Origin of the sequence: Clostridium cellulovorans 743B (assembly GCF_000145275.1) — a bacterium.
Lineage (GTDB): Bacteria > Bacillota > Clostridia > Clostridiales > Clostridiaceae > Clostridium_K > Clostridium_K cellulovorans.
In genome coordinates this window covers 2,934,102-2,951,951 of sequence record NC_014393.1, presented here as the reverse complement: position 1 = coordinate 2,951,951, position 17,850 = coordinate 2,934,102, and the positions used below count along the sequence as shown (strand labels likewise).

At 32.2% G+C, this 17,850-nt stretch carries 1 protein-coding gene (cut by a window edge); it reads left to right on the top strand.

Annotation, left to right across the window (positions count from 1 at the left end; genetic code table 11):
- On the top strand, positions 1–17,850 hold the 3' portion of the coding sequence (locus CLOCEL_RS12400) for a non-ribosomal peptide synthetase (protein WP_013291765.1). Its footprint begins 11,727 nt before the window's first position; 17,850 of the gene's 29,577 nt are visible here — the last part of the coding sequence; the start codon falls outside the window, past its left edge; the stop codon is at positions 17,848–17,850.

Below are 17,850 nucleotides of genomic sequence, written 5' to 3'. Positions count from 1 at the left end.
TTAAAATATCTTATGATAACAGGAGAAGCTGCTAAGCCAAATGTTATACAAAGATGGTTTAGTTTATGTCCAGATAAAAAGATGGTTAACGCTTATGGACCAGCAGAAGCTTCTGATGACATTACTCAATACATAATCGAGGAGTCAACAGATGTAAGCAGTATTCCAGTTGGTAAGCCGTTAAACAACATAAATATCTACATTATCAGTGAAAACATGGAACTTTGTCCAATTGGAGTGCCAGGGGAAATTTGTGTATCAGGTATTTGTGTAGGAAGAGGGTATATCAATAATCCAGAGAAGACGGAAGAAGCCTTCGGATTTGATCCATTCCAAGAAGAAAACAAGGTTAGAATGTATAAAACTGGAGACATCGGTAAATGGTTACCTGACGGTAATATAGAGTTTATAGGAAGAAAAGACTTCCAAGTAAAAGTAAGAGGTTTCAGAATCGAGCTTGGTGAAATAGAAAATACACTACTAGCAATAGACGGAGTTAAGGACGTAGTAATCATAGATAAAGGCGAAGGTAGAAACAAATATCTATGTGCTTATTATGTGTCAGAAGTAGAATATAATGCTAAGGAATTAAAGGAAGAAGTTAAAAAATACTTACCAGATTATATGATACCATCTTTCTTTATAAGCTTAGAAAAGCTTCCACTATCTCCAAATGGAAAGGTAGACAGAAAAGCCTTACCAGAACCAGAGGGAACAATAGATACAGCTGTAGAATATGAAGCACCAAGAAATGAAATAGAAGAACAGTTAGTGGAAATATGGAAAGAAATCTTAGGCGTAGACAAGATAGGAATAAATGATAACTTCTTTGAATTAGGAGGACATTCCTTAAGAGCGACTACAATGATTGGTAGAATCCATAAAATCTTAAATGTAGAAGTGCCACTAAAAGAGATATTCACTGTTGGAACCATAAAAGGACTTAGTGAATATATATCTTCAACTGATACTAGAAGCTATGTAGCTATAGAAAAGGTAGAAGAGAGAGAATTTTACGAAGCTTCTTCAGCACAAAAGAGAATGTACATGATACAAGAAATGGACAAAGATACCATTGCGTATAACATGCCAGAAACTTTAGAAATAAAAGGTGAACTTAATTTAGGAAAGTTTAATAAAGTACTGCTGAAATTAGTTGAAAGACATGAGGTATTAAGAACAAGCCTTTTTGTTCAAGAGGATAAGGTAGTACAAAAGGTACATGGTTTAGATGCAATAGATTTAACTATAGAAAAATTAGAAGCAAAGACTGAAGAAGAGGTAGAAGCAAAGGTTACAGAATTTGTAAGACCATTTAACATAAAGGAAGCTCCGTTGTTAAGAGTAGCAGTTGTAAGCTTAGATAACTCAAGACATATTATCTGTTTTGACATGCATCATATTATAGCTGATGGAGTATCTGGATCTATATTGGTAAGTGAATTCTTAGAATTATACAAAGGTGAAGAACTTCCAGAGCTAAAACTACAATATAAAGATTATGCTCAATGGCAAAATAAAATCCTTGAAACAGATATGATGAAGAAACAAGAAGAATATTGGTTAGATAAGTTCAAGGAAGAAATTCCAACCTTGAATATGCAAACGGATTATCCAAGACCAATGGTGCAAAGCTTTGAAGGAGATATGATAAAGTTTAGCATAAAGCCAGAGATAGCCCGAAAGTTAAAGAGCCTAGAATCAGCTACTGGTTCAACAATATTTATGATTCTACTTTCTGCATATAATGCATTGCTGTATAAGTATACAAATCAAGAAGATATAATAGTAGGAACACCTATTGCGGGAAGACCACATGAAGATCTTCAAGGAATTATAGGATTGTTTGTAAATACCTTAGCTATGAGAAATCATCCATCAGGTAATAAGACCTTTAAGGAATTCTTATTAGAGGTTAAGGAAAATGCTATTAAAGCTTATGAAAACCAAGATTATCAATTCGAGGAATTAGTGGATAATCTTAAGTTAAGAAGAGATATGAGCAGAAATCCTATTTTCGATACCATGTTTACTATACAAAATATTGATGATGATTTATCAGAAGACTCAGATATAACATTAGCTTCTATAGAAGCAGATATAAGTATCGCTAAATTTGATATATCTCTTGACGCTAATGAAACAAAAGATTCCATTGAGTTCATATTGCAATATGCTACAAAACTTTTCAAGAAAGAGACAATGGAAAGATTTGCTCAGCATTATATTAATATTCTATCTGTGATTTCAGAAAACCCTGAGATGTTAATTTCAGAGACACAAATGCTATCTGAAGAAGAAAAGAATACTTTATTGATTGAATTCAATGATACTGAAATGGAATATCCAACGGAAAAATTTGTTTATCAATTATTTGAAGAGCAAGCCTTAAAAACTCCAAGGGAAATTGCAGTTGTTTCAGGTGAGAAGAGTGTAACTTATGAGGAATTAAATGAAAAAGCTAATTGCGTAGCAGCATTACTAACAAATAATGGAGTGAAGTCAGAGGTTATAGTAGGAATATTAGTTGACCGTTCCATTGAAATGATAGTAGCAATTTTAGCAGTACAAAAGGCTGGAGGGGTTTATCTTCCGATTGATAAGGATTATCCAGAAGAAAGAATAAACTATATCCTTGAGGATAGTAAGTGTAGCATTCTTTTAACACAGAAAGACTTAATTTCAAAAGCTTCCTTCGAAGGAATAACTCTGTGCTTTGAAGATATAGACTTTGAAAAGAAGTTATTTAAAAACCAAGCATTTATATCAATGGACAACAAAAGTTCTCTTGAAAAAACTAGTTTAAATGATGCTGCTTATATAATTTATACATCAGGATCTACTGGAAAAGCTAAAGGTGTTGTAGTAGAACAAAGAAATCTTTTAGCTTATATACAAGCATTTTTAAAGGAGTTTAAAGTTAGCGGCACAGATACTTTCCTTCAGCAAGCGTCTTTCTGTTTTGATGCTTTTGTCGAAGAAGTATATCCAGTGCTTGTTAATGGTGGAAAGGTTGTTATTCCATCAAAATATCAAGTAATAGATATAGAAAATTTAACTAAGATAATCAAAGCAAATAATATAACCATGATAAGCTGTTCACCACTGCTTTTAAATGAATTAAATGGTATTAGTGGTATAGAAAATGTACATACGTTCATTAGTGGTGGAGATGTATTAAAACTGGAGTACATTTCAGAACTTAAAAAACATGCAAGAATTTATAATACTTATGGTCCAACAGAAGCGACTGTATGTGCTACTTATTATAAATACGAAGAAGCAATAGGAAATAATATTCCAATCGGAAAACCTATTTCTAATTATAGAATTTATATATTAGATAAAGATAATAATCTTTGTCCATTAGGAACTCCAGGAGAAATATGTATTTCTGGTTTAGGGGTAACTCGATGCTATTTAAATAGACCAGAGCTTACGGAAGAAAAATTTATAAAGAATATTATCAATACAGAGAAATTCGGCTATGAAACTATATATAAAACAGGAGACCTTGGAAGATGGCTTTCTGATGGAAATATAGAGTTTTTAGGAAGAATAGATTATCAAGTTAAGATTAGAGGATATAGAATTGAACTTCAAGAAATCGAAGGGGAGATTACAAAGATATCAGGAATAACTGAAGCAGTTGTAACAGCTATAAATGGTGAAATTTTATGTGCTTATTATGCTTCAGAAAGAGAGATATCAACTAACGAGATAAGAGAAGTTCTTTCTCAAAGGTTACCAGAATATATGATACCTTCATTTTATATAAATCTTGATAAGATACCTCTTACTTCAAATGGTAAGGTTGATAGAAAAGCACTTCCAAAACCAGAGGACAATATTTACGCTGGGCAGGAATATGTTGCATTAGAGAATGAAACAGAAGAAAAAATTGCAAAACTATGGGAAGATATATTAAAAGTTAATAATGTTGGGGCTGAAGATAACTTCTTTAGTATTGGAGGTCATTCCTTAAAGGCTGCGATACTTGTATCAAGACTTCATAAGGAATTCCAGGTAGAAGTTCCATTAAGTATAGTATTCTCAAAACAAACAGTAAGAGCTTTGGCAAATTATATTATAGGATCAAGTAAGCAAGCTTATACTGCTATAGAACCAGTGCCACAGCAAGAGTATTATCCATTATCCTCTGCTCAAAAGCGGTTATATATTATCGATAAGCTTACATTAGATAGCACAGCTTATAATATTCCTCATAGCTTGCTGATAAAAGGACAACTCAATAAGGAACAATTTAAAATTGCTTTTGAAAAGCTAGTGAAAAGGCATGAATCTCTTAGAACAACCTTTGATACAAGAAATGGAGAGCCAGTTCAGATAATAAGCGAATGTGCAGAGATTGTAATTGAGCACATTGAAGCTAAAGAAAATAATCTTAAGGAGATAGCTGAGAATTTTATAAGACCTTTTGATTTAAGTAAGGGTCCATTAATTAGAACTGCTCTTGTAGAGATTTCAGATGAAGTCCATGGATTGTTAATGGATATGCATCATATTATTTCTGATGGAGTTTCAATAGATATTTTAGTAGAAGAGTTTGTTGCTTTATATGAAGGCGAAGAATTACAAGAGTTAAGAATTCAGTATAAGGATTTTGCTGATTGGCAGAACTCAAAGCTAATATCAGGAGAAATACATAGCCAAGAAGAATATTGGATGCAACAGTTTCAAGGAGAATTACCAATTCTTAATATGCCTACTGATTTCATCAGGTCTGTAGAAAGAAATCTTCAAGGGAATACTATCGAATTTAACCTTGAAAAAAATATGTTTAGGCCATTAATTGAGGCTACAAAAGCTACAGGTACTACTACATATATGTTCATTTTAGCTGCATATAATGTATTGCTTGCTAAGTATACCGCCCAAGAGGACATAATTATAGGTTCACCAATTGCAGGAAGACAACATCAAGATTTAGAAGGTATTGTAGGTATGTTTGTAAATACCTTGGTTTTAAGAAACTATCCTGAGAAAAATAAGAGTTTCAGAGAATTTTTGCAGGAAGTTAAGAAGAATGCTTTAAATGCCTTTGAAAATCAAGACTATCAGTTTGAAGACTTAGTAGAAAAATTAGAAATAAAGAGGGATTTAAGTAGAAACCCTCTATTTGACACTATGTTCTCATATGAAAAATCAGTAGAAACAATAGCAATGGCAGGTAGCTTGAAATTAGATGTCATTGAGGATATCGAAGATAGTGTATCTAAGTTTGATATAACATTATATGCTCATGAAGAAGCTGACACTATTAATTTTGCATTTACTTATAGCACAGCGTTATTTAAACAAGAGACTATAGAAAACTTTAGCAGATATTTTATTAACTTACTAAAATCCATAATAGAAAATCCTAATGCACTTATAAAGGATGTTAGATTAATGGATGAAGATGAAGAAACTCAGTTATTAAGTAATAGCGTTAATAGAAAAGGTACTTTTGAAGAAAAGCATATAATGGATGTTTTTGAAGAGCAGGTAAGGAAAAATCCAGATTCTATTGCAGTAAGATATAATGAGGAAAAACTTAGCTATAAAGAGCTAAACGATAAAGCAAATGTTGTTTTTCAGTGGATATTTGAAAAAGGTATTGAAAAAGGAAGCGTAGTAGCCTTGTTAATGGATAGATCTGTTGAAATGATTGTAAGCATCATAGCCGTGTTAAAAGCAGGATGTGGATATATGCCTATTGATCCAGATTATCCAAAAGACAGAATAGTTTATATGTTAAATGATAGTTCTGCACAGATTTTATTGATTAGAAAACATTTGAACAATTACTTGGATTTAGCTGAATATTCTGGTGAAAGGATAGTAGTAGAATCAGTAGAACTTCAAGACGATAAAGATGTTAGTACCGATATAAATTATCATTGCTCAGATTTAGCTTATGTTATATATACATCTGGTACTACAGGAGCCCCAAAAGGCGTGATGATTGAAAATAGAAGTGTCGTAAATTTAGTTTTGGGTTTAGAAGAAGAAATATATTCAAACTACCAAGAAAAACTCAATGTTGCCTTGGTTGCTCCGTACGTTTTTGATGCATCAGTAAAGCAAATATTCCCAGCATTATTGCTTGGACATACTTTATGCATAGTTCCAAATGAAATAAGATTTGATGGATATAATCTTCTTAAGTTCTATGAAGACTTTAAAATAGATATTTCTGATGGGACACCAATGCATTTAAAACTTATGCTTGAGGGTAAAGCTGAGATTACTAAGAATATTTCTGTTAAGCAATTCCTTATAGGTGGAGAAGAATTATCCTTAATCCTTGTAGCAGAAATGTACAAAGTCTTTGAATATAGTTCTATGATAATAAGCAATGTCTATGGTCCTACAGAGTGTTGTGATGTTTCTTCAGTTTATACAATAACTAAAGATCATCTGAATGTCATAGATAAAATGTCTATAGGTGCAGCATTAAGTAATATTGATATTTATATTCTAAACGAGAATAATCTTGTGCCACAAGGTTGTTATGGTGAATTGTGTATTGGAGGTTATGGATTAGCAAAAGGATATATTAATAAACCAGAGCTTACAAAGGAAAAGTTTTTTGAGAATCCATTTAGAAAAGGTGAAAAACTATATCGTACTGGAGATCTTGCACGATGGTTACCTGATGGAAATATTGAATATTTAGGTAGAATAGATCATCAAGTCAAGATAAGAGGTTATAGAATTGAACTTGGAGAAATAGAAAAGCACTTAAATGAAATTGAAGGGATAAAACAAGCTATTGCGATAGCTATTGAAACTTCACAAAAGGAAAAAGCTATATGTGCTTACTTGGTTACCGATAATCGGAATATTGATTTAATAGGTGTAAAGAATGAACTTAAACATAGGTTACCAGAATATATGATTCCAACCTATTCCATTTTAATAGATGAAATACCAATTACCATAAACGGAAAAGTTGACAAAAGGGCACTGCCAAAACCAGAAGAGGCTATGGTTATAGAAACTGAATATACAGAAGCTGAAAATGAAATAGAAGAAAAGTTGGTTGATATATGGAGAGAAATTCTTGGAACTGAGAGAATCGGAACTTCAGACAATTTTTTTGAACTTGGAGGTCATTCACTTAAGGCTACAATTCTAGTATCAAAGATATATAAGAAATTCCAGGTACAATTGCCACTAAGAGAAATTTTTGCAAGACGAACAATTAGAGAATTAGCGAAGATAATTGAAAATTCACGAAAAATATCTTATAGGATGATTAATAAAGCTGAAAGTCGACAATATTATCCGCTATCACCTGCACAAGAAAGAATGTACATTTTAAATAGTTTTGATGGAGTTGATACGAGCTATAATATTCCGATGACATTTGTACTTGAAGGTGAGATAGATATTCTAAGATTAGAAGATGCTTTTAAGGCACTGATAGCTAGGCATGAAGTATTTAGAACAACCTTTGAATTGATTGACGGAGAACCAGTTCAAAAAATTTATAGAGATACAGAGTTTAAGGTAGAATATATTGATGGTTCTAACGAATCTGTAGATGATGAAATTGAGAAATTTATAAAACCTTTTGACTTAGGAAAAGCGCCTCTTTTGAGAGTTACAGTTTTAAAAGAAAAAGAAGAAACTTACATTTTAATGGTGGATATTCATCATATTATTACCGATGGAGTATCCAATGGGCTTTTGATTAAAGAATTTGTCGGGATTTATCAAGGTAGAGAGTTGCCAAATGTTCCATTACAGTATAAAGATTATGCTTTATGGCATAGTCAGCTTCCAGAGGATTATATAGTAAAAGAAGAACAATATTGGCTCACAAAGTTATCAGGAGAAATACCAGTTTTAAATCTTTATACTGACTATATAAGACCTTCAAGAAAAGCTTTTGAAGGTAATAGTATAACTTTCAGTATAAATGAAGAGCTTACAGAAAAGATAAAAGCTTATATGAAAGCTACCAATACTACAATGTATATGGTTTTATTAGCTTGCTATAATGCTTTACTTTATAAATATACTGGACAAGAAGATATAATCGTAGGTTTACCTATAGCTGGCAGAACACATCCAGAACTTCAAGATGTAATGGGTATGTTTGTAAACACTCTTGCTATGCGAAATAATCCTTCGGGTGAAAAGAACTTTAGAGAATTTTTACTTGAGGTGAAAGAAAATTCTTTAGAAGCCTTTGAGAATCAAGACTATCCATTGGAAGTACTTATAGAAAAGCTGGACTTAAATAGAGACTTAAGTAGAAATCCATTGTTCGATACGGTTCTTGTGCTTCAAAATATGGCAGAAGATAATTATATTGATTTAGAAAACTTAAGTATTAAGTCATATGAAATTGATTCAGACATTTCAAAAATGGATCTAAGCTTTATTGCAGTTGAAGGAGAAAACACTATAGATTTTACTTTAGAATATTGTACAAAACTTTATAAAGAAAAAACTATAAAAGCTATTTCTGAACATTTTAGAAAACTGTTAGAGGTGGTATTAAATAATCCTGAAATTAAACTTTCAGAGATTGATATATTGGGTGATAAAGAAAAGCAACTTATAAATACATTCAACAATACACAAGTCCAGTGGCAAGAACCATCGACGATACATGAATTATTTGAAGAAATGGTAAAAAGATATCCTAATAATATCGCTATAGTTTGTGGAGAAAATGAAATAGCATATAAGAATCTTAATGAAAAAGCAAATTCTCTTGCAAGAGTCTTAAGAGATAAAGGAGTTAAAGGTGACGATATCGTAGGTGTTTTCAGTGAAAATTCAATAGAACTAGCTGTGGCTATAATAGCAGTTCTTAAGGCTGGGGGAGCGTATTTACCTATAGACCCAAGCTATCCAGTAGAAAGAATAGAATATATGCTAAAAGATAGTAAGGCAAAAGTCCTTTTAGCTGAAGCTAAATTTGTAAATGTAGTGGATTTTTCTGGAGAAATATTAACTCTTGATAATGAAGAATTATTTAGCAATGATTCAAGTAATTTAAAAGCTATTAGTAATAAAGATAATATGGCCTATGTTATTTATACATCTGGTACAACTGGAATGCCAAAGGGCGTAATTATCGAACATAAGAGTATTTTAAATTATATTTTTTGGAGAATATCAGCCTATGAAGTAACTGAAAAAGATGTGGCACTTCAATTAGTATCTTATTCTTTTGATGGGTTTGGCGCAAACTTTTATACTAGTCTTTTAACTGGAGGAAAAATCATTCTTCTTGAAAATAGCAAAATCAAGGACTATGGGTTTGCTGTAGAGGAAATAAAGAAACACAAGGTTACTAATGTAAGTTTTATACCATCTATGTATAGAGCAATTTTGGAATGGGCCGGTGAAGAAACATTAGATTCAATGAGGTTTGTAGTTTTGGCAGCTGAAAAAGCTGATAATGACTTAATAAGATTAAGTAAAAAAAATAATCCCCAGATTGTGCTTATCAATGAATATGGACCTACTGAAAATAGTGTAGCAAGTACTGCGCTTATAGGAATAGATGAAGATAATACTGCTATCATTGGTAAACCTATTGCAAATAATAAATTGTATATTATCGATAATAATGGAACTCTAGCACCAATAGGGGTTCCAGGTGAAATTTCTGTAGGTGGAAAAGGCTTAGCAAGAGGTTATTTAAATCTACCAGAACTTACTAAGGAAAAGTTTATTGATAGTTCCTTTAACCTAGGTGAGAAGTTGTATAAAACCGGAGACTTAGGAAAATGGCTGCCAGATGGAACTGTTGAGTTTTTAGGCAGAATTGATCATCAGGTTAAAATAAGAGGCTATAGAATTGAACTTGGAGAAATTGAAGCTTCTATGGTTAAACTAGATGGTATAAAGGAAGCACTGGTTGTGGCCATAGAAGTAGCTGAAAATGAAAAAGCAATATGTGGATATTATATAGCTGATAAGGTTATAAGTATCGCAGAAATAAATAGTCATATTCAAAAAACTCTTCCGCAATATATGGTACCTTCTTCTTATGTACAATTAGAGAAGTTCCCATTAAACGCTAATGGAAAAATTGATATTAAAGCTCTTCCAACACCTGAGCTTAGTATAGCTACTGAAACTCAGTACGTAGCTCCAGAAAATTATATAGAAGAAAAACTTTTAGATATTTGGCAAGAAGTTCTGGAAATAAATCATAGTAATATGCAAAAGATTGGTACAGCTCATAACTTCTTTGAGTTAGGAGGACATTCGTTAAAGGCAACAATTTTAATGTCTAAAATTCATAAGGCTTTTAATGTTGAAGTGCAATTAACAGATATGTTCATTTATACTACAGTAAAAGAACAGGCTGAGTTTATAGCTAACTCAGAGTTAAGAACTGTTTATTCAGAAATTAGGCCAGTGGAAGAAATAAGAGAGTTTTATCCAATGTCTGCTACGGAAAAGAGAATGTATTTGATTAACCGTATGGATAAGTCAAGCACTAGCTACAACATGCCATCTGCCTACATAATTCAGGGCGGAATTAATTTTGAAAGATTCTCTGAAGCATTTAGGAAATTGATAGCAAGGCACGAAATTTTAAGAACTTCCTTCCATATAGTTGAAGAAGAATTAGTGCAAAAAGTTCATAATTCATTGGATTTTAATATTGAAGTAGAAGAGTTATTTGAAGAAGTATCAAATATAGAACAATATATAATAGAAAAAATTAATGAATTTGTTAAAGCCTTTGATTTAAGCAAAGCTCCTCTTATGAGAGTGAAGCTAATAAAGCTTAAATCTGGTGATTGCTTATTTATGTATGACAAGCATCATATAATATCTGATGGTGTTTCAGAAGGGATTCTTATAAAAGAAATAATAGACCTTTATGACGGTAAAGAATTAACAGAACCTAGATTGCAATATAAGGATTTTGCTTTATGGCAAAAGAGTTTATTTGAAGAAGGAATAATGGACAAGCAAAAGAAATATTGGATGGATAAATTTAAGGATGGAGTTTCTGTTTTAAACTTGCCAACGGATTATAGTAGACCAGCAGTTAAGAACTTTGAAGGTGATGCTATATCTTTTGTAGCAGATAAGGAATTAAAGAAAAAACTCAATACGCTAGCTCTTAACACTGGAACAACAACGTACATGACTCTTATGGCAGCATACAATGTACTTCTTTATAAATACACAAGTCAAGAGGAAATTATTGTAGGACTCCCTACAGCAGGAAGACCACATAATGATCTTCAAGATATAGTTGGGATGTTCGTAAATACTTTGGCAATAAGGAATACTCCAAAGGGAACTACTACATTTAAGGAATTCTTAGAAGAAGTTAAAATTAACTCTCTTGAGGCTTTTGCAAATCAAGATTATCAGTTTGAAGAATTAATTGATAACCTGGATATAAGAAGGGATTTAAGCAGAAACCCTTTATTTGATGTAATGTTTGTAATGCAAAACATTGATGTTGAAGTACTTGAAGCTGAAGGATTAAAGATTAAGGCTATTGAAGCTGAAAATAATATATCGAAATTTGATTTAACTATGATAGCGTCGGAAGTAGAAGATGAAATAATCTTTAACTTAGAGTACAGTACTAAATTGTTCAAAAAGGAAACCATAGAAAATTTTGCAGAACATTATATATATCTTCTTAAGGAAATAGTGAGCAAGCCAGAAGAAACCTTAGATACTTTTGACATTATTTTAAAAGAAGAAAAGCAGAAGCTTTTAGTTGACTTTAATAACACAAAAGAAGAATATAAATCAAAAATGACAATTCAAGAAATTTTTGAAGAACAGGTTAAGAAAAATCCTAATAATATTGCGTTAGTCTTTGAAGATACTAAATTGACCTATAATGAACTAAACAAAAAAGCTAATATCCTAGCGAGAAATCTTAGAGAAGTAGGAGTTCAAGGTGAAACTATTGTTGCAATAATGCTTGAGAGATCAATAGAGATGATAGTAGGAATTTTGGGAGTATTAAAAGCAGGAGGAGCTTACCTGCCAATTGACCCAACATATCCTGAAGGAAGAAAAGAATATATGCTTAAGGATAGTGGGGCAAAAGTATTATTATGTGATAAATCATTATTAAAGGATATTACAGTTGTAAAAGATAAGTCTGTAGATGAGATGCACGGAGAAGATTCTGAGTTAGAAATGAAAGATTTTAAATTAGAATTTAATCAGAAAAATACGGATAACTGTGATGCCAATGATGAAGCTAAGAACTTAGGGTTATGTTTTGAGGGACAAGTCTTGGATATATTTACTGCTAGCACGGAGAGTTTTGATAAAGTAGATTCGACTAATAACTTTCAAGCTACTAATTTAGAGCCAATAACTAAAGCAGAAAATTTAGCTTATGTTATTTATACTTCTGGATCTACAGGAAAGCCAAAAGGCGTAATGCTTGAACATACTGGAGTAGCAAACTTAAAAGCTTTCTTCCAAAAGGAATTCAAGGTAACAGAAAAGGATACAGTAATTCAATTTGCAAGTAGTTCCTTTGATGCATCAGTTTGGGAAATCTTTATGGCACTGCATAATGGAGCAACTTTAGTAATGGTGTCTAAGGATACTATCAATGATAGTAGAAAATTTGAGGATTATTTAAATAACACAAGAGTAACTATAGCAACGCTTCCACCAACTTATTTAGAAAACCTTGATAAAGAAAGGTTAAAGACCTTAAGAATGGTTATAACTGCAGGTTCTGCTACAAATCCAGAGCTTTTAGAAAGTTGGAAAAAGGATTTCGAATATGTAAATGCTTATGGACCTACAGAAACAACAGTATGTGCTACAGCGTGGAAGGCAGAAGTTGAGCTTGATAATGGAATAATTCCTATAGGTAAGCCGATAACTAATACAAGAATCTATATACTTGATAAAGCAGGAGCTTTAGCACCAATAGGAGTAGTTGGAGAAATCTGCGTAGCTGGAGATGGTCTTGCTAGAGGATATTTAAATAGGTCAGAGTTAACAGCTGAAAAGTTTATAGAAACAATTGCAGTTCCTAATGAACGATTATATAGAACTGGAGACCTTGGAAGATGGCTACCAGACGGAAACATTCAATTTTTAGGAAGAATAGATTATCAAGTTAAGATAAGAGGCTATAGAATAGAGCTTGGAGAAATCGAGAATAAATTAATAGCCCATGAAGGAATAAAGAAGGTAGCAGTAGTAGATAAGGAACTTAAAAATGCCGATAAAGTTATATGCGCTTATTACGTAGCTGAAGAAGAAATTAAAGTTGCAGATTTAAGACAGTATCTTCTAGAAGAACTACCAGAGTATATGGTACCAACGTACTTTATAAAATTAGAGGCTATTCCTATGACTTCAAATGATAAAGTTGATAGAAATTTATTACCAGCACCGGAGGAAATAGTAACTGAAGCTACAGAATATATAGCACCAGAAAACATTATAGAAGAAAAGCTTCAAGGAATTTGGAGTGAGGTTTTGGGAATAGAAAACATAGGAACTATTCATAATTTCTTTGAATTAGGAGGACATTCATTAAAAGCTACAATTCTTATGTCAAAGATTCATAAAGTCTTTGATGTAGAGATCCAGTTAGCAGAAATCTTTACTCATACAACGATAAGGGAACAAGCTGAACTTATTGCTAATTCAGAAACAAAAGTTATTTATTCAGAGATTACGCCAGTGAGTGAAGTAAGAGATTTTTATCCTATGTCTGCTACTGAAAAAAGAATGTTTATGATTAACCGAATGGATCAATCCAATACTAGCTACAATATGCCTGCTGCTTATTTAATTGAAGGTGGCATAAAACTTGAAAAATTCAAAGAAGTATTCCAAAAGCTTATAGAAAGACATGAAATACTGAGAACATCTTTCCATATGTTTCAAGGGCAATTAGTACAGAAGATTAACGACTTTGTTGACTTTGACATTGAAACAGAGATTTTCTCTGAGGAAATAGCAGAAAATGAAGAATATATATCAGCAAAGATTAATGAATTTGTTAAAGCCTTTGATTTAAGTAAAGCTCCTGTTATGAGAGTAAAATTAATAAGATTAGCATCAGGTGATTGCATATTTATGTATGATAAGCACCATATAATATCAGATGGAGTTTCTGAAGCAATTCTTATAAAAGAGATAGTTGAACTTTACAATGGTAATCGACTGCCAGAACTTAAGCTTCGATATAAGGATTTTGCAGTATGGCAAAATGAATTGTTTGAAAAAGGCATAATGGACAAACAAAAGGAATATTGGCTAGATAAGTTCAAGGACGAAATATCTGTTCTAAATCTGCCAACAGATTACAATAGACCAGCAATAAAGACCTTTGAGGGAGATACTATAGCATTCATAGCTGATAAACAGCTAAAAGAAAGACTTAATAAGCTAGCACTTAAAACTGGAACTACAATGTATATGACGCTTATGGCAGCCTATAACGTACTTCTTTACAAATACACAAGTCAAGAGGACATTATTGTAGGACTACCTACAGCAGGAAGACCACATAATGATCTTCAAGATATCGTGGGAATGTTTGTAAATACTTTAGCTATGAGAAATAATCCAAGAGGAAATGCTACCTTCAAGGAATTCTTAGAAGAAGTTAAAATTAACTCCCTTAATGCTTTTGCAAACCAAGATTATCAGTTTGAAGAGCTTATAGAAAATCTTGATGTAAGAAGAGATTTAAGCAGAAATCCATTATTTGATGTGATGTTTGTTATGCAAAACACAGGAACTGAGGAAGTTGAAGCTGAAGAAATTGAAGCAGGAGGCTTAAAAGTTAAAGCTTTAGGCGTTGAAAGCAATATATCTAAGTTCGATATGACGATGATAGCAGAAGAATCAGCTGATGAAATTATATTTAACTTAGAATATAGCACTAAATTATTTAAGAAGGAAACAATAGAAAATCTTGCAGAACATTATTTAAACCTTCTTGAAAAAATAGTAGATAATCCAGAGGAAACTTTAGATAGGATAGACATAATCCTTGAGAAAGAAAAGCAGAAGCTATTAGTAGATTTCAATGAAACAAAGGAAGCTTATAAGTCAACTTCAACTATCCAAGAAATCTTTGAAGAAGAGGTTATGAAAAATCCAGATAAGATAGCGTTAATCTTTGAGGATACTGAAGTCACTTATGAAGAATTAAATAAAAAGGCTAATATTCTAGCAAGAAACCTTAGAGAAGTAGGAGTTCAAGGTGAAACTATTGTTGCAATAATGATTGAAAGATCAATAGAGATGATAGTAGGAATTCTGGGAGTATTAAAAGCAGGAGGAGCTTACCTGCCAATTGACCCAACATATCCTGAGGGAAGAAAAGAATATATGCTTAAGGATAGTGGAGCAAAAGTACTGTTATGTGATAAGTCGTTATTAAAGGGTATTACAGTTGCAAAGGATAAGTCTGTAGACGAACGCTACAGAGAAGATTCTGGTTTAGAAATGGAAGATTTAAAACTAGAATTTACTGAGAAAAATCCGAATAACGGTGATACTAATGATGAATATAAGATCTCAGGTTTACGTTTTGAGGGACAAGTCTTAGATATAGTTGATGCTATTACTGAAAACTTTGATAAAGTAGATTCCACTAATAAGTTTGAAGATACTAATTTAGAGCCAATAACCACAGCAGAGAATTTAGCTTATGTGATTTATACTTCTGGATCTACAGGAAAGCCAAAAGGCGTAATGCTTGAACATACTGGAGTAGCAAACTTAAAAGCCTTCTTCCAAAAGGAATTCAAGGTAACAGAAAAGGATACAGTAATTCAATTTGCAAGTAGTTCCTTTGATGCATCAGTTTGGGAAATCTTTATGGCACTGCATAATGGAGCAACCTTAGTAATGGTATCTAAGGACACTATCAATGACAGTAGAAAATTTGAGGATTACTTAAATAGCACAGGAGTAACTATAGCAACTCTTCCACCAACTTATTTAGAAAACCTTGATAAAGAAAAGTTAAAGACCTTAAGAATGGTTATAACAGCAGGTTCTGCTACAAATCCAGAGCTTTTAGAAAATTGGAAAAAAGATTTTGAATATGTAAATGCTTATGGACCTACAGAAACCACAGTATGTGCTACTGCATGGAAGGCAGAAGCTGAGCTTGATAATGGGATAATACCAATAGGTAAGCCGATAACTAATACAAGAATCTATATACTTGATAAAGCAGGAGCTTTAGCACCAATAGGAGTAGTTGGAGAAATCTGCGTAGCTGGAGATGGTCTTGCTAGAGGATATTTAAATAGACCAGAGTTAACAGCTGAAAAGTTTATAGAAACAATTGCAGTTCCTAATGAAAGACTATATAGAACTGGAGACCTTGGAAGATGGCTGCCAGATGGAAACATTCAATTCTTAGGAAGAATAGATTATCAAGTTAAGATAAGAGGCTACAGAATAGAGCTTGGAGAAATCGAGAATAAATTAATAGCCCATGAAGGAATAAAGAAAGTAACTGTAGTAGACAAAGAACTTAAGAATGGTGAAAAAGTAATTTGTGCTTATTATGTATCAGAAGAAACATTTAATACATCAGAGTTAAGAGAATATCTTCTAGAAGATTTACCAGAATACATGATACCGTCTTTCTTTATAAAACTAGATACTATACCAATGACCTCCAACGATAAGGTTGACAGAAAGGCTTTACCAGCACCATATGAAGTGGTTAAGGAACTAATTCATGAGGAACCAAAAACTTCAGAAGAAAAGATTATGGTAGAACTTTGGAAGCAGGTTCTTGGAATAGAAGAAATGGGAGTTACTGATAATTTCTTTGAGATAGGCGGATATTCTTTAAAGGCAACAGAGCTTATGTTTAAAATAAATAGAGAATTTAACGTAAGTCTATCCTTTGCAGAAATATTCAAAAATCCTACTGCACGAGAACTTACAAAGGTTGTGAATATTCTAGTAGCAAATGCTGAAAATCATAGAGGTTCTGAAACAAGGGTATCTGATGAGTCTAACAAAGGATGTATGCTACTTAAGGATGGCAATATCCAAGATAACGGATTATTCTTCATTCACGATGGAAGCGGAGAAATCGGTGGTTATATAGATTTAACTACAAGGTTAACTACTGATTCTAAAGTATGGGGAATAAGAGCAGATAAGCTTAGTGGATATGCACCAGAGGATAGAACCATTGAAAGCATTGCTTCAAAATACATAAGCTTTATGAAAAAAGTTCAACCATTAGGGACTTATAATCTAGTAGGTTGGAGTATTGGTGGAAGTATAGCCTTTGAAATAGTAAGACAACTTGAGAAAGCAAATGAATCTGTAGGATATTTTGCAATGATTGATACAATGGCACCAAAAACTAAGTATATAACGAAGCTTAAAGAAATATCTATAGAATCAGAAAAGGAGTTTATAGAAGCAGTTATAGAAGACGGTAGTATAACAACTAAACTAAGTGAGATTGATAACCTTGAAGATATGTGGAAAATAGTCGTTAGTTCTTTAACTGAAAAAGTTAACACTATAGAACAACTAATAAAGCTTAAAAATGCTATTCCAAGAAATTTTACTGAATTAATCCCAAATTTCCACAGTTGTAACTTGGAACAATTAATTAAATCAATAAACAAAATAAGAACAATTATAAACACAGTTGATGAATATTGTCCTAAAGGCAAAATTAATATAAGGATAAATTATTTTAGTCCAACTGAAAAAGGAAACAAGGATTATGAAGGTTGGAGAAAGCATTTTGGCAATTTGGATATAACTTGTATCGAAGTAAAAGGTGATCATTTTACTATGGTTAGAGATGATAATTCTTCTAAAATTGCAGAAGAAATTGATAAAGTTTTGTAG